The sequence below is a fragment of the Bacillus sp. CH_70 genome, assembly GCF_038007045.1.
Taxonomy (GTDB): Bacteria; Bacillota; Bacilli; order Bacillales; family Bacillaceae_G; genus Bacillus_A; species Bacillus_A cereus.
Window position 1 is genome coordinate 206,108 of sequence record NZ_JBBOWL010000001.1, and the last position, 15,309, is coordinate 221,416.

Below are 15,309 nucleotides of genomic sequence, written 5' to 3' on the forward strand. Positions count from 1 at the left end.
TTTTTAAGGTTAACAAAAAAGCCTTAGTCTATATAGACTAAGGCTTTTTTGTTATATAAAGGGGAAGGGGGTACATTGTAGTAGCATGGGTGAAAGGTATAAGAAGAGTAGCTACTAGCAATGTAATTTGGTTATGTGATTGTTCTTCTTATTTGGCTTACTTTCTAACTTTATTGTACGAAATATAAGTAAGGAGAACTATCGAATTACATTACACATAACTTACAAACATGTAAGCCTTCTGTAATGTAATTCGATAGTTAAAAGATAGTAATTTTCATATAGTGTAACTAGAAAGTATCAATGTATTACTTTCTGTTTGTAATGAAGAATGAAAAACCAACTAATTTTTAATAATCCTCATCTGAATAAAGATGGGGATCTTTTTTAAACCTTACAACATTGTAAGGTTTACGTAAGTTAATTCGATAGTAAATTTGTCATATTTTTTGCATAATAGATACAGATAGAAAAATAATTAGGGATCTAGTAAGAAGGGAGAAAAATGGGATGCGTAAAGAAGAAGTAGTGAAGTTACCAATTAAAGATTTCTGTAGCTACTTTACTGTTGCCGTAGTGTGTATTGGATTATTTGATATCATAACAAACTTAATTGTTAAATAATATAGATGCTAAAACAAGAAAGGAAGTCCTTTCTTGTTTTTTTTATGGGGGCATAAAGATGAAATGGATTGATAGTCATATACATGTTGATCAATATAAGGATGAAGAGAAGAGCAGATTACTAAAAGAGGTGGAAAATAGTAAAGAAATAAAGGGGCTTATTGCGGTATCTATGAATTATCAATCTTGTAAGGAAACGTTATCTTTAGCGAAGAAGTATCCCTTTATATATCCAGCGATAGGGTTTCATCCAGAGCAACAGATTCATAAAGAAGAGTGTGAACAGATTTATCAACTTATTGAACAGAACGCAGAGGAAATTGTTGCGATTGGTGAAGTAGGTTTGCCCTATTATTTGAGAAAAGAAGATGAAAGAATTGCTGCAGATCCATACATAGCTGTATTGAAAAAATTTATAGAACTAGCTAGTAAGTATAATTTGCCGATTGTATTACACGCAGTTTATGAAGATGCTGACATTGTATGTGATTTGCTAGAGAAATATAAAGTTTCACGTGCACACTTCCATTGGTTTAAAGGAAGCGATGAAACAATGAAACGGATGATGAGAAATGGTTATTATATTTCGATTACACCGGATGTTTTACATAAGGAGAAGATTAGAAAAATCGTTTCGTATTATCCGCTTGAATATATGATGGTAGAAACAGATGGTCCGTGGGAATTTCAAGAGGATGTTATAACGCACCCAAGAATGATTCGAGAGGTATTAAAGGAAATTAGTTCTATAAAAAACATATCCATTGATAAGGTCGCAAAAACAATATATGAAAATACAAGTCAATTTTATTTGAAAGGATAGGGGAATTATAGTTTTAATCATGTAACGGAAAAAGTAAAAGTTGAATTTATTTAGTAAAATGCCACGGTTTGATATATGACAAAAAACCACCAAGCGTTCCGCTCGGTGGTTTTGTATTAGGATTCTAATTTTTTCGCACGTTTTAATAATAAAAGAAAGACAATGATAACGAATCCTAGTATAAGGAAGAAGCCATATTGCTTTATATAATCAATTATGTCATTTGCACTTGTTGGTTTTTTAACGTGAATGCCGTCTTTATTCGTAGTAATATGAATATCTTTCATTTTTACTTCATTCTTTTCCTTTTGTAAATCAATCCATTCTATATTTGGAATACTCTCTAGATCCTTTAACACTTCTTTTAATGGTTTCACACCTAAGTAAGGATGATAGAATGCTCCAATAATCCCATCGGATAATTTAGCAACGGATAAAGCATTTGCTTTCATTTTAGCAATAGCTTGTGGCTTATCTTCTTCAATAAAACCGACTGTTTCAGGCATTAATTTCATTCCATGTAGAAATGATGGTGTACTTCTATATGCTGGAGAGTGCATGGATTTCCAAGTTGTATCACTTAACTGTAGTTGTCCTACATAAGTTGAAAAGTATCTTGATAATATTTCATACCCTTTTTGAGACATTGTGTAATGAGGTGCTTCAAAGGCGACAGGATATAGTTTAGCATCTACAAGTTCTTGAATCCCCTTTTCGATATGATCTGTCGTATATTTTTCCTCAAACTCTTCCCCTTTTTTTACATATTGGTTATATGACTCTATATTTGGAAATTCATCTTTTCTCTTCGGTTTTTCATGTTTCGATTGGCGAATTGGTTGATCCGTCTTTACGTCCCAAAATTCAAAACCTTCCCCAGTTTCACTATCATAAAATTGGTGAGTGTAACCATGCATAATAATCGCTGCGCCATCATCTTGCATAGAGCGTAAAAGATCGACTAGTTCGGGTTTATCTTTTAAATGTAGTGTTTTACCTGTATCTGGATCTGTATATACAGGAATAACAGTGATCATGTAAGGGATCTTCTTCTCTTTTAGTAATTCAGCAATTTCTTTCAATTGATTTATATCTGCTGCTGGGTGAACATCCTCAAGACGTAAATAAGCTAATTTTTTATTGGTTTCGGGTTTTTGCTGAAAATAAGAAAATAGGCTTTCGCCAATATAATAAGATATCCAATCAAAGAGGTTAGAAGTAGCTACATAATAAGAATTATTTTGCTGTACAATTAATGGATAAGTATTATTTCCTCTTAAAGCATGTGCGAGAATTGTTCCGTTTGTATCAAGTTGTTTAATTGATCTTTCTTCTTCTAATATATTCTTTAGTTTACGTGTTGGATATTCAATTGTATCAGAGTTTATATCTTCATTTTTAAGTGTGATAAATGAAAAACGAGTAGATAACTGTTCTATATTTTGACCTAAAACTAGTAATGGTCCTGGGAAGCCTTCTAGAAATTCCTTTGCTTCAGTAGAAAGTTCTTCTTGTTTTTCACCCATGTAAATAACATGTGTATACGAAGATTTATCAGTTATTTCAGCTAACTGTTTTATGTTTTTAATTGTTATATTATTAGTGAAATGCCCTACTTGTGTATTAAGTATTTGGATATCGCTTGTAATTTGATCATCGTTTGAACTATATAAAATAAGGGTTTTTGGTTGTTCAGTTTTTTGTGCGGAAATAGGGACAGGAATTAATAGTAGTAAACTAAATAAGAGTAACAGCCATTTTTTCATATTATTATTCTCCTAGTTTATATTTAGAATTCAATTTACAATTATATACAATAAATGCGTTATAGTCTATGAAAGTTACATTTTTGCACGTATTTACCAGCTGTTTTTTCACAAAATCGGTCTAAAGCATGATGATAATATGTATAGTTATTTGCTATGATAAAAGAGTAATAGAATGTAGGTAATTGTAAAGGGAAGGCTGAAAGGGGAAAAATTTCAGCGGAGAAAGAGGTAGAGGTAGTGAAGAAATTCTTTGTAGGATTTTTAGTTGTTCTTGGAGTATATTTATATTTCCAAGGAAAGTCTGAAGGAATGGATAAGCTAGTGAATGGAACAAGCTATGTTGATTCAGAAGAAGCAAAACAGGTGAAACAAATCATTATAGAGGAAGCGAAGAAAGTAAATCTTCCGGAATGGATACCTCTTGCAATTGCTGAGCATGAAAGTCGATTAAATCCAAGGAGTGTTGGAGATAATGGAACTTCATTCGGATTGTTTCAACTGCACCGCGGCGGCGGGCTTGCACCAGAACATTTAACTGATGATGAGCTAAAAGATCCACGTACAAATGCACAAATTGCAATGCCGCATTTACTGAAAGGATATAAGCGCGGGGTGCAAAAAGGTTTGACTGATTTTGCATTACTGAAATATATAGCGAATACATCTGGATGGCCAGGGAATTTAGGGCCAGAGTGGACGGATAATAACATGAAGTATAACATCGGATTAGAAGATGTGTACTATCGAAATAAAGGTGTAATAAAAGAGTAGGTTTTAACCTACTCTATTTTTTTTGATAATCGTGTCATTTTGTGAAATACTCCGCTAGTTGTATTTTTACGTCTTCTAGTTTTGTAGAAACTTGAGGTATTTTATATCCTACATACAGCGGTGAAACGACAAACCTAGGAACAACTTTACAAATAATTTTTCCATTTAAGTAATAGAAGAATAAGTTATAACTACTGCATCCTTTATGGAAATCTGTCAGTATGTAACGTACAGTTTGCTGAATGTAATTTGCCATATCATCTATATATGAAATATTATCAATGATTATATTGAATTCAGTGAAGCCAATAATGGGACGCTCTGAAATGTTAAGCTCAATGCGTTCGTTTTTTTGAACAATTACCCCTTGGAAATTTTCTTCTTCAATATTTTCAAGATAATCTACATGTTTCATTCCGATAATTTGCATGTGTGCATGATGCAAACTTCCACCTGAAAATGGACCGTGATTTTTGTATAAAATCACAGACGCGAACTCTTCTTTCTTCTGTAAGTGTAACCAATGTTGAATAGAAAATTGCATTAATTTCCGCATATGTTCTTCTGTATATGTTGCGATATGATCTTCGCAATTATCGGTTTCAATTAACACTGTTTGAAATGTATCTTGTAATGTAGGAAATTTATTTTTTAACCAAATAATAGAACCATCAGTTGCTAAAATATCCGTTAAATGTTCTTTATCGCAAAATGGACATGCAGCGCTTCTATTCCGAATACTTTCTGGTTTTTGTTTACCGATATCGTTTAAAAAATATAGTTGTTGTGTATCCATTTATATATATGCCCCTTTAAAATATGTGTAAAAATCCCGCTTAATACATTCGGGAAAAGGAGAAGGAAATCCTCTAAAGGCAATATAGAAAAAATAAAAGACAAGATATCCTCATTACGATAGGGTACCTTGTCTTTTATTTTTTCTCTAATAGTGTGTATGGATAATATAGAACATTTTCATTATTTCTCTTTTTTCTATTTTTTATTGTGTATAAAGTAATTGCTGTGCTTGCAATGATAATAATGGCTTTCTTCATATTCATATACCCCTTTTTATTGTTGGTTTAATTCTTGGCTAACTGCTTTTGCATCGACTAAAGCGTGTAAAATCATTTTCACCATGTTCATCATATTTCTTCACTCCTTTTTATAGTTCATTTAGTTCTTTTACAACTGCTTGTCCGTTCACTAATACCTCAAAGATTGCTTTTACGATTTCTTTCATCATGTTTGTTTCCTCCTTTTGTTTGTCTCTCTTGTTTACATCTTTATTGTATAGGGAGGCATCTTTTCGTACTATCGCTTTCCATTACGTGAACATAACAGTTTTGTAAGATTTGATGTCACTTATTGAAATGTTTAGTCTATCTTCATTGTTTTCAGAAAAATGACTATTCAAACATGAAATTGGAAAGTATAATAAAGAAGTAAGTATTAAATTCCGTACGAAAGGGGTGAATGAGATGAAACGTTCTTTAGCTGCACGTGCCAAATTTTTAGATTTTATCTATTTTTGTCGTGCGATTTTTCATGATGTAGTTGTTAACGGGATACGTATGCCCTTTTTTAACAATTGCATAGTGACTATTGAACGATAGAAATCTCTTCACCCATTTTTAATAAACGTGTGAAAAGGGAGCTATTTGGCTTCCTTTTTCTATGCCGAAAACCATGGGGAATGTTTCTTTCTCATGGTTTTTTATATTGAAAGGAGTACGGAAAATGACTATTTGTAGTGTAAATAATGTAACGAAATCTTTTGGTGGAAACACTATATTTGAAAATATATCGCTTGAAATAAAGAATGGTGAACGTGTTGGATTAGTTGGTCGTAACGGTAGTGGGAAGACAACAATCTTTGGGCTTCTAACGGGAATGGAGAGTTTGGATGCAGGAGCCATTCATATGAAGAAAGGTACACGTATTGGTCATGTCGCACAAATTCCGAAGTTTGATGAGGCTATGACTGTATATGATGTATTGAGTTCTGCTTTTAAAGTAGAAAAGGAATTAGAAAAAGAAATGCATGCTTTAGAAAAAAATATGGCGGTGGAACAGGAACAATCTGCTTTGGAAAAGCTAATGGAGAGGTACGGAGTCATTCAAGAAAAATTTGCGTTTCTCGGTGGTTATGAAATCGAGGCAAATATAATGAAGGTAGCAAATGGCTTACAAGTGACAGACTTATTTTCAAGAGTATTTACGGAATTAAGTGGAGGAGAACAGACGAAAGTAAGCCTTGCATATATGCTATTGCAGAAACCAGATTTACTTCTATTAGATGAACCAACAAATCATTTAGATTTATTTGCAGTTGAATGGTTAGAGCAATTTTTAAAAGAATACACTGGAACAGTTATGGTTATTTCACATGATCGTTATTTCCTTGATGAAGTTGTAACGAAAATTTTTGATTTGGAAGATGGAGAGATTCACGTGTACCATACGAATTATTCTCAGTTCGTTGAGGAGAAGGAAGAAAGATTACTTCAAGAGTTTCAAGCTTATCAGGAGCAACAAAAGAAAATAAAGAAAATGAAAGAAGCAATTAAGCGTCTACGTGAATGGGCAAATCAAGCGAACCCTCCGAATGAAGGATTGCATAAAAGAGCGAGAAATATGGAACGTGCGTTAGAACGTATAGAGAAATTAAAGAGGCCAATTTTAGAACGAAAACAGATGGGTCTTCAGTTTGAAGGGCAAGAGAGAAGCGGGAAAGATGTTGTTGTAATGAAAGAAGTGAGTAAAGGTTTTGCTGGCCGACCTTTATTTGAACAAGCGAATTTACATGTTCGTTTTCAAGAGCGTGCGGCTATCGTTGGTCGTAATGGTACAGGAAAGACTACATTATTAAAACTACTATTAAAAGAAATAAATCCAGACGTTGGTGAAATTCGAATTGGTAGTAGTGTCAAAATTGGTTATTTATCACAGCATACGTATGGAAATGTGAAGAGTAATGTATTGGAAGCGTTTAGAGAGTATGTAGCTGTAACAGAAGGAGAAGCAAGACATATATTGGCTAAGTTTTTATTTTATGGTCCAGCAGTATTTAAGAAAGTAACGCAACTGAGCGGTGGAGAAAAAATGAGGTTAAGACTTGCGCAACTTATGTATCAAGACATCAATTTTCTAATTCTAGATGAGCCGACAAACCATCTTGATATTGAATCAAGGGAAGTTTTAGAGGAAGCCCTTGAGCAATATAATGGAACAATCCTAGCTGTTTCACATGATCGTTATTTTTTAAATAAGTTATTTGAAAAGACGTACTGGATTGATGAATGTAAATTATTTGAGTTTGCAGGAAACTATGCATGGGCTCGTCAAAAATGGGAAGAAAAGCTTGAGAAGCAAGTAATAAAGCAAAAACGCCAAGGGAGAAAGAGTGTTGAAATGGTTCCAGTAAAAGAGAAAAAAGCTAGGAATCTTGAAGAGATTGAAAATGAGTTAATGCATGTAGAAGAAGATATATATGCAATAGAATGTGAAATGGAACATGTGGCTGATGTTGAAAGACTTGAAAAATTATATGAGGAAAAAACGATGAAAGAGTTGTTGCGAGCGAAGTTATATAGTGAGTTAGAGAATATTGTGGAGTAAAGAGTAGAAAGCCACTTCCTTTCAGTTTTGCTGGAGGAAGTGGCTTTTTCATAATGATATTTTGCTTTAAAGATTAAATGAAGCGATGTGTTTCACGTGAAACAGTAACTTAGATAAATCCGTGTTTCTCAATTTGCATAGCTTGTGAAGAGTATGAAATGATAAGGTGAAAAATAAATGCCATTAGTGGCTGTTCAATAGGAGTAATCACAAAAACAAAGGCTAATTATTTCCCGAGAGATAAAGTGAAACTTTAATCAGTGGGGGGTTACTGTCCGGCAAATAGCGGGATAAATATGTGTAACAGAGACTAGTGATTGAAAACGAAAAGAGAGCAAAGTTACAGCTTTACGCGCTGAACTCTGTTCTCTTTTTGCGTGGCATCTTCTCTTGTTGAAATTATAATAGCGATCCCGAGCATGATAAAAAAAGCTAAAAAGAGGACGAACTTTGGGAAGAACGGGAATAGTAATAGCGCCCCGACTATCATAATTGTTAATAATACGTAGTGCAGGACGTATTGGAATAGGTTGTCCATATTTTCGCCCCCTTTTTGGTAATTGGTTATTAGTATTCTATGTTTCATGCTGAAGAAATAGAAGTAGATTTTTAAGTTTTTAATACGAATTATAGCTGAGTTTTCTTAAAGTATAAGGATAGAGTGATAATTTTGGAAAAATTCTCAAAATATTTATTTAGAAAGAATTGACAAAATATACTGAACGATATAAGCTAATAACCATAAAGTCTACCGGAAAGGTCGGAATAAGATTGTTACCCCTCAAAAACATCTATTTTTTTCTGATTAAAACCGACTTTTCCGATTGGCTATAAATGTGCTGTGGGAGGCATACATAAGCTAATAAGTTCAAAGGGTATAACTATTAAACAGTTAGGGTGGGGACAATGAAGAAAAAGACAAAAAAATGGGCTGGTGTATTTTCAGTATTACTTAGTAGTTCGCTTGTGTTATCTGCTTGTGGGGGACAGGAGGATACGGCTTCTACAGAACCAGTAAAAAAGCAGGATTTAAAAGATTCTAAGATTGAATCAATTCCAGCTACAGATAAAAAGAAAAGTCCAGAGAAAGCAAATCAACGAAAAGATACTTTCATTACAGCCATTTCTAAGCCAGGGGGAGTTTTCCTTCCGTATTTCCAAGATAATGGTTGGGATGGAAATGTAACGTCGGTTATTTTTGCTTCATTAGTAACAACAGACAAACAAAGTAAACCTGTTCCGGATCTTGCAGAAAAATGGGATATTTCTGCTGACCAGTTAACATATACATTCCATTTACGTAAAAATTTAAAATTTAGTGATGGGTCGCCTCTAACAGCGGATGATGTAGCATTTACATTAACACTACTTCATGATAAAGCGTATGAAGGTGGATTGGATATTGCTCAGTATGCTGTTAAAGGTGGGAAAGAATATAAAGAAGGAAAAGCAACTTCTATTGAAGGAATCCAAGTTGTTGATCCACAGACAATTAAAATTACAACTGAAAAAGTTAATTCACAGGCGCTAACGAATTTAGGTGGCCCAGTGCTATCAAAAGCTTATTATGGAAAAGATTATAAACAAAATACAAGTTTAGACTATTTAAAAGCATTATATGGGCAACCAATTGCAGCGGGTCCATATAAATTTGAAAAATATGTTCCAGGTCAAGAAGTCCGCTTTGTTGCTAACGAAAATTATTATGCAGGTAAACCAAAAATTAAAAACTTTATTTACAAAATCACATCAGGTGATACTGGATTCCAATTATTCCAAACAGGTGAACTGGACTATAGTGGATTTAGAGCGAACCCTGAAAATATAGACCAATTAAAAGGATTGGAGTTTGCAAATATTAATCTTGAATCATCAAGTGATATTGCTTATATCTATGTAAATAATAAGAAGTCGTATTTGAAAGATAAAAAGGTACGCCAAGCACTTACTTATGGATTAGACCGTAAGAAGTATGTGGATACAGCTTTACAAGGCTATGGCTCTGTCGCTAACGTACCAATTGCTCCAGTTTCATGGGCATATACAGAAGAAGGTATTAATAAATATCCGCACGACGTAGAAAAGGCTAAAAAATTATTGGATGAGGCTGGTTGGAAAGTAGGTTCTGACGGGGTTCGTGAAAAAGATGGTCAAAAATTAAAATTAACATACTACGCATCAAATACAGGTAAAACAAATGATATCTTTATTCCAATTGCAAAAGAAAGTTACAAAGAAATTGGTGTTGAATTAAATCCAGAGTTGATGGACTTTAATACGATGCTTTCAAAAGTAGGAAAAGGTGACTACGATTTAGCGGCAGTTTCAACACCAGGAATTAGTGATCCAAGTGAAGTTGTAAGTGAGTACTTATCAACTAATCCAAAAAGTGATACGGGTTATAATAATCCGAAAGTAGATGATTTGATTGTAAAAGGTATAGGAACGACAGATATTGAAAAACGTAAAGCGATTTATAAAGAGCTGTATAAAGAGTTAAGTGATGATCCACCAGTTATTTTATTAAACTATCGTAAACTACTTTATGCTCATAATGCACGTATAAAAGGAATTGATCCAGAAAAGTATGATAGCATCAGTTCCAACTTACCAGTGTTATCTATTGAACAATAAGGGTTGACCTAACTAATAGAAGACGTTTTTTCACACAGCAATGGAATGGTAGCTGTTTTGAAAAAATGTTCTTCTATTTTTAAGTAAATAGGATTGGGGAGACAAAAGGTGAAAACATATATCATTCGTAGGTTTCTACAAATGATTCCTACATTGTTTGGTACGTCTATTATTATCTTTTTCTTATTTGCACTCTTACCGGGTGATTATATCGATTCAAATCCGAAATTAACACCAGAGAGAGCTCAAGAATTAAGAGAGTTGTACGGTTTAAATAAACCAATTATTGAAAGGTATTTTCATTGGCTAGTGAATGCTTTGCATGGTGATTTTGGATTTTCTTTACAGTACCAAGAACCGGTAACTTCATTACTTAATAAATTCATTTGGAATACATTTATTGTTGCTGCTGCAGCTTTATTTTTCACTTGGATTATTGCTCTTATTATTGGGGTTATTTCTGCAACAAAGCAGCATTCTTGGTTTGATAGATTGGTAACAATCGGTGTCTTTGCAGCAATGTCATTTCCATCATTCTTTATCGGACTATTTTTAATTAAATTATTAGCAGTTGATTTAAAGTTATTACCTATTGGTGGCATGATTGATATTGGGAGTAACTCAACAGGGATAGCATACATATTAGAAGTATTACGTCATATGATTCTACCTGTATTTATTTTAACGCTTCTTGGTGTAGGATCGTTAACACGCTATTTTAGAACGGGCATGTTGGATGTTATTAGGCAAGATTATATTCGTACTGCTCGTGCAAAAGGTTTAAAAGAAAGAACCGTTATTTATAAACATGCATTGAAAAATGCAATTTTGCCAGCAATTACATTACTCGCTTTTGAATTACCGGGTTTATTTTCAGGAGCCATTATTATTGAACAGATTTTTAATTGGCCCGGGATTGGGAGTATTCAATTAGAAGCATTAAACTTTCGTGATTATACGGTATTAATGGCCTTTACAATGTTTCTTTCTTGTTTAACAATTACGGCTAATTTCTTAGCTGATATTGTCTATGCGTTTGTTGATCCAAGAATTCGATTGAAGTAAGGGGGGAAAGATATGGAGACTATTACACCTATAATAGAGAAAAAGAAAGAACGGAAAAAGAGAAATGAATCATCACCATGGCGCCAAGCGTATAAAAAAATCAAGAAAAATAAGATGGCACTGTGTGGCTTATACGTTTTAATATTTATGTTTTTATTTAGTTTTATCGGTCCAATCTTTTCACCGTATGCTGATGGGAAAGTACAAGTAACACAAATTAATAAACCACCCAGCCTGTCACATTGGCTTGGGACAGACCAGTTGGGACGGGATATTTTAACTAGACTTATGCAAGCAGGGCGTATTTCATTAACAATCGGTTTAGCGTCGATGCTACTATCCGTTATACTAGGAGCTCTATTAGGAGCAATTGCTGGTTTTTATCGAGGAGTTGTAGATCATTTAATTATGCGTGTTGCAGATGTGTTAATGTCCATTCCAGGATTACCACTACTTATTATAATGGGGGCAATTTTATCAGAATGGAAATTACCATCGGAGTACCGTTTATATGTTGTAATGATTATTTTAAGTTTAGTAGGATGGCCAGGACTTGCACGTCTTGTGAGGGGCCAAATTTTAACATTGCGGGAGCAAGCCTTTATGCAAGCGGCAGATGTATTAGGATTAAAAGATTCTCGAAAAATCATTCATCATCTAATTCCTAACGTTTTTCCGTTACTTATTGTTGTAGCAACTTTGGGTGTGGCTGGATCTATTTTAAGTGAGTCCGCGCTAAGCTACTTAGGTCTCGGCGTCGTCCCACCTACACCATCATGGGGGAACATGATTAGCGCAGCTAACTCATTAATTGATTTCCAAAAGCGTCCGTGGTTATGGATTCCGCCTGGTTTTGCAATCTTTATAACAGTTGTATCAATTAATTTACTTGGTGATGCACTTCGTGATGCGTTAGATCCAAAGATGAGACGGTAGGTGAGAAGGTATGAGTAGAGCGGTAGTAGAGCTAAAAGACTTACAAACACACTTTCAAACGGAGGAAGGGACAGTGAAGGCTGTAAACCATGTTAGCTTTGCTGTTCGAGAAGGTGAAACGGTTTGTGTAGTAGGAGAATCAGGTTGCGGGAAGAGTGTAACGGCTTTATCTATTATGGGGCTTATTGCTGAATCTGGCAGTGTAGTAGGTGGAGACATTTTATATGAAGGAAAAAGTCTTTTAGGAATGAAAGAGAAAGAACTTCGTAGTTTACGAGGCAATGATATTGCGATGATTTTCCAAGAACCGATGACATCGCTAAATCCCGTCTTCACTGTAGGTGAGCAAATTGTAGAAACGCTAAGGGAGCATGAATTACTTAGTAAAAATGAAGCGTATAAGAAAGCAATTGAGTTAATTCGTAAAGTTGGCATAGCCCGTGCTAATGAAATTGTTCATTCTTATCCGCATGAACTGAGCGGCGGGATGTTACAACGTATTATGATTGCTGTTGCGCTTAGTTGTAATCCTAAGTTATTAATTGCAGATGAACCAACAACAGCTCTTGATGTTACGATTCAAGCTCAAATATTGGATTTACTAAGACAAGTGAAAGAAGAATTTAAAACGTCGATCTTATTAATTACACATGATTTAGGTGTCGTAGCAGAAATGGCTGATTACGTTGTCGTTATGTATGGCGGGAAAGTTATTGAAGAAGCTCCAGTACTAGAGATATTCCAAAATCCAAAACACCCTTATACGAAAGGATTGTTGAAATCAAAACCAGTAATGGGAAAACGAATAGATAAACTATATTCTATTCCAGGGCAAGTTCCGAATTTAGTTGGTTTAGGTGAGTTTTGCTACTTTAGTGGGCGTTGTGAGCATTGTATGGAAATATGTGAAAAAGAAGCCCCAAATCTAAATGGAAATGATGAAAATCATAAAGTAGCTTGCTGGTTATATGAGGAGCGTGCGGAACAATGAGTGAACCATTATTAGAGGTGAAAAACCTAAAGACATATTTTCCAATTAAAGGTGGCATATTTAGTAGAACGATCGGGCATGTAAAAGCAGTTGATGGAGTAAGTTTTACTATTAATAAAGGTGAAGTGTTTGGTCTCGTTGGCGAATCAGGGAGCGGAAAAACAACGATAGGAAAAACAATTTTACGCCTCGTTCAAAAAACGGAGGGGGAAGTGAAGTTTAAAGGGAAAGATGTTCATTCTTTATCCAAGGATGAATTGAGAAAACATCGCCCTAATATGCAGCTCGTTTTCCAAGATCCATTTAGCTCATTAAATCCGAGAATGAGAATTGGTGAAGCGCTTGGAGAGCCGATGTTGGCCCACGGATTAGCGACGAAAGAAAATGTTCGTGAAAAGGTAATTGAAGTATTGGAGTTATGTGGCTTAGCTCCTTATCATATTGACCGGTATCCCCATGAGTTTTCTGGTGGACAACGTCAGCGTATCGTAATAGCAAGGGCTATGGTATTAAATCCAGAATTCATTGTAGCTGATGAACCTGTGGCGGCACTAGATGTATCTATCCAAGCACAAATTATTAATTTATTTAGTGAGTTACAGGAGAAAAAGGGATTATCTTATTTATTCATTTCACATGATTTGAGTGTAGTAGAACATTTATGTACGAAAATCGGAATTATGTATTTAGGTACAATTGTGGAGACGGCGCCGCGTGATGAGTTATTTACCAATCCGCTACATCCGTATACAAAAGCATTGTTATCAGCTGTTCCAATACCAGATCCAACAGTGAAGCGAGAGCGAATTATACTAGAAGGGGATATTCCAAGTCCAGCAAGTCCACCTTCGGGTTGTCGTTTTCATACACGTTGCCCGTTTGCAACAGATGTTTGTAAAAAAACAATACCAGAATTTCGTAATGTTGGTGATAATCATTTTGTTTCTTGTCATCATGTATAAAAAAAGGACTCTTTCAAATTGAAAGAGTCCTTTTTTTATTTACTAGATGAAGTTTGTTTCAATACAAATTGCTCAATTGCGTGAGCAACACCATGTTCATTGTTTGTTAGTGTTACAACATCACATAGTTTTTTTACATCTTCTTCAGCGTTGCCCATTGCAACAGATAAGCCTGCTACTTCTAGCATTGGTACATCATTAAAATTATCACCAATAGCAACTGTATCTTCAATAGGGATATTAAAATGAGCTGCCATCTGCTGTAGCCCGTTTCCTTTATGTCCATTCTTATCCATAATTTCTAAGTTAGTAGGAGCTGATGCTGTAACCATAATATCAGCGTCTTCTTGTAACACGCTTAATAGCTGTGCGCGATGCGCTGCATTAAATGTTGAAATGAAGAATTTAGATATTTCTAGTTCTTGGTTATTTACAACATCTTCTATTTTTTTGAAATCAGTAATTAGGTTTGATTTTTTTTGCTTTTCTGTAATTCGTTCAAGCTCCTCTAATGTAACATCGAGCGCATGCTTATTTTCTTCGAACGCTTGCATCACTTGATCTTGCCATGTATATGGAGAATAAACGCCTTTATTCGTATATAGCTTATATGGGAAACCTTCAGATTCTAGTAATTTTGCAAGTTTGTACACTTTGTCGTTTTGTATACAACGAGAGTTAATTACTTTTCCATCCACATAAACAATAGCCCCATTGCTTGCTCCAACTGGAAGAGATAATTTATATTCTTCCAATAGCTTTAAAGCATCCTCTTTCGCACGACCAGAACAAATCATTACAATATGACCAGCTTCTTGTGCAATTTGGATTGCTTGTAGGTTTTCTTTGGAGATTTCAAGATTAGATGATAGTAGTGTACCATCCATATCTAATGCGATTAATTTCAAAATGACCACCTCTTTGTTTTTATTATACATAGTTATATAGAGGAAACATATAAACTTATCTTGGAAAGACGGTATTTTATCTCATATTAAAAGTAAGTAAAGATTAGATAGGTTTAGTGTCACTAAATAAACTGTTTGTAACAAAAATAGAGAGAAGGATGACTATATTTCACTTTATGACTTTAATATTACACGAATGTTACAA

14 protein-coding genes are annotated in these 15,309 nt (G+C 34.4%); 9 read left to right on the forward strand and 5 right to left on the reverse strand.

Going from position 1 to position 15,309, the window contains the following annotated elements; all coding sequences use genetic code 11:
• Positions 1-682 precede the first annotated feature (682 nt).
• Positions 683-1,447: a TatD family hydrolase gene (locus tag N2V79_RS01175; protein ID WP_053565421.1), complete on the forward strand. Its 765-nt coding sequence runs from the start codon at positions 683-685 to the stop codon at positions 1,445-1,447.
• Between the two features lie 116 nt (positions 1,448-1,563).
• On the opposite strand, the gene N2V79_RS01180 is transcribed toward N2V79_RS01175, so the two are convergent.
• Positions 1,564-3,213, reverse strand: coding sequence for a DUF2334 domain-containing protein (locus N2V79_RS01180; protein WP_053565420.1), 1,650 nt, complete (start codon positions 3,211-3,213; stop codon positions 1,564-1,566).
• A 240-nt stretch (positions 3,214-3,453) separates the two neighbouring features.
• Between N2V79_RS01180 and N2V79_RS01185 the strand changes: the two genes are divergently transcribed.
• The gene (locus tag N2V79_RS01185; protein WP_000713252.1) at positions 3,454-3,987 is read left to right on the forward strand and encodes a transglycosylase SLT domain-containing protein; all 534 of its coding nucleotides are present in this window, start codon (positions 3,454-3,456) and stop codon (positions 3,985-3,987) included.
• A gap of 34 nt (positions 3,988-4,021) precedes the next feature.
• Here the strand turns inward: N2V79_RS01185 and N2V79_RS01190 are convergent, their stop codons facing one another.
• Together N2V79_RS01190 and N2V79_RS01195 are read right to left on the reverse strand one after the other, a co-directional pair.
• Positions 4,022-4,783: a DUF4931 domain-containing protein gene (locus N2V79_RS01190; protein ID WP_053565419.1), complete on the reverse strand. Its 762-nt coding sequence runs from the start codon at positions 4,781-4,783 to the stop codon at positions 4,022-4,024.
• 136 nt (positions 4,784-4,919) lie between these two features.
• Positions 4,920-5,048: a hypothetical protein gene (locus N2V79_RS01195; RefSeq protein WP_053565418.1), complete on the reverse strand. Its 129-nt coding sequence runs from the start codon at positions 5,046-5,048 to the stop codon at positions 4,920-4,922.
• Between the two features lie 420 nt (positions 5,049-5,468).
• Here N2V79_RS01195 and N2V79_RS01200 point away from each other — a divergent pair, with 420 nt between their 5' ends.
• Positions 5,469-5,603 (forward strand): RAxF-45 family protein, encoded by a 135-nt coding sequence (locus tag N2V79_RS01200; RefSeq protein ID WP_000830643.1) that lies wholly within the window; start codon positions 5,469-5,471, stop codon positions 5,601-5,603.
• 73 nt (positions 5,604-5,676) lie between these two features.
• On the forward strand, positions 5,677-7,608 hold the full coding sequence (abc-f, locus tag N2V79_RS01205; protein WP_140155682.1) for a ribosomal protection-like ABC-F family protein: 1,932 nt from the start codon (positions 5,677-5,679) through the stop codon (positions 7,606-7,608).
• Between the two features lie 340 nt (positions 7,609-7,948).
• Here abc-f and N2V79_RS01210 read toward each other — a convergent pair whose 3' ends face one another.
• On the reverse strand, positions 7,949-8,146 hold the full coding sequence (locus tag N2V79_RS01210; protein ID WP_142337516.1) for a hypothetical protein: 198 nt from the start codon (positions 8,144-8,146) through the stop codon (positions 7,949-7,951).
• Between the two features lie 368 nt (positions 8,147-8,514).
• Between N2V79_RS01210 and N2V79_RS01215 the strand changes: the two genes are divergently transcribed.
• The 5 genes from N2V79_RS01215 to N2V79_RS01235 all read left to right on the forward strand — a co-directional run bounded on the left by N2V79_RS01215 (position 8,515) and on the right by N2V79_RS01235 (position 14,196).
• On the forward strand, positions 8,515-10,242 hold the full coding sequence (locus N2V79_RS01215; protein WP_000730676.1) for an ABC transporter substrate-binding protein: 1,728 nt from the start codon (positions 8,515-8,517) through the stop codon (positions 10,240-10,242).
• 108 nt (positions 10,243-10,350) lie between these two features.
• Positions 10,351-11,307, forward strand: a complete 957-nt coding sequence (locus tag N2V79_RS01220; RefSeq protein ID WP_141240950.1) for an ABC transporter permease — start codon at positions 10,351-10,353, stop codon at positions 11,305-11,307.
• A 12-nt stretch (positions 11,308-11,319) separates the two neighbouring features.
• Positions 11,320-12,243 carry an oligopeptide ABC transporter permease gene (opp4C, locus tag N2V79_RS01225; RefSeq protein WP_000447957.1) on the forward strand — a complete coding sequence of 308 codons (924 nt, stop codon included), beginning with the start codon at positions 11,320-11,322 and terminating at the stop codon, positions 12,241-12,243.
• Positions 12,244-12,253: 10 nt separating this feature from the next.
• Complete coding sequence (locus N2V79_RS01230) at positions 12,254-13,234, forward strand: ABC transporter ATP-binding protein (RefSeq protein ID WP_053565413.1); 981 nt, start codon at positions 12,254-12,256, stop codon at positions 13,232-13,234.
• On the forward strand, positions 13,231-14,196 hold the full coding sequence (locus N2V79_RS01235) for an ABC transporter ATP-binding protein (protein WP_063546235.1): 966 nt from the start codon (positions 13,231-13,233) through the stop codon (positions 14,194-14,196). Before N2V79_RS01230 ends, N2V79_RS01235 begins: the two co-directional genes overlap by 4 nt.
• A 35-nt stretch (positions 14,197-14,231) precedes the next feature.
• Here N2V79_RS01235 and N2V79_RS01240 read toward each other — a convergent pair whose 3' ends face one another.
• Entirely contained in the window at positions 14,232-15,104 is an 873-nt protein-coding gene (locus N2V79_RS01240; protein ID WP_340719525.1) for a Cof-type HAD-IIB family hydrolase, read from the reverse strand.
• Between the last annotated feature and the right edge of the window lie 205 nt (positions 15,105-15,309).

Bases quoted from the DNA above. Each gene is read 5' to 3' on its own strand.
- N2V79_RS01175 (WP_053565421.1), top strand. From the start codon at position 683: ATGAAATGGATTGATAGTCATATACATGTTGATCAATATAAGGATGAA.
- N2V79_RS01180 (WP_053565420.1), bottom strand. From the start codon at position 3,213: ATGAAAAAATGGCTGTTACTCTTATTTAGTTTACTACTATTAATTCCT.
- N2V79_RS01190 (WP_053565419.1), bottom strand. From the start codon at position 4,783: ATGGATACACAACAACTATATTTTTTAAACGATATCGGTAAACAAAAA.
- N2V79_RS01195 (WP_053565418.1), bottom strand. From the start codon at position 5,048: ATGAATATGAAGAAAGCCATTATTATCATTGCAAGCACAGCAATTACT.
- N2V79_RS01200 (WP_000830643.1), top strand. From the start codon at position 5,469: ATGAAACGTTCTTTAGCTGCACGTGCCAAATTTTTAGATTTTATCTAT.
- abc-f (WP_140155682.1), top strand. From the start codon at position 5,677: ATGGGGAATGTTTCTTTCTCATGGTTTTTTATATTGAAAGGAGTACGG.
- N2V79_RS01210 (WP_142337516.1), bottom strand. From the start codon at position 8,146: ATGGACAACCTATTCCAATACGTCCTGCACTACGTATTATTAACAATT.
- N2V79_RS01215 (WP_000730676.1), top strand. From the start codon at position 8,515: ATGAAGAAAAAGACAAAAAAATGGGCTGGTGTATTTTCAGTATTACTT.
- opp4C (WP_000447957.1), top strand. From the start codon at position 11,320: ATGGAGACTATTACACCTATAATAGAGAAAAAGAAAGAACGGAAAAAG.
- N2V79_RS01230 (WP_053565413.1), top strand. From the start codon at position 12,254: ATGAGTAGAGCGGTAGTAGAGCTAAAAGACTTACAAACACACTTTCAA.
- N2V79_RS01235 (WP_063546235.1), top strand. From the start codon at position 13,231: ATGAGTGAACCATTATTAGAGGTGAAAAACCTAAAGACATATTTTCCA.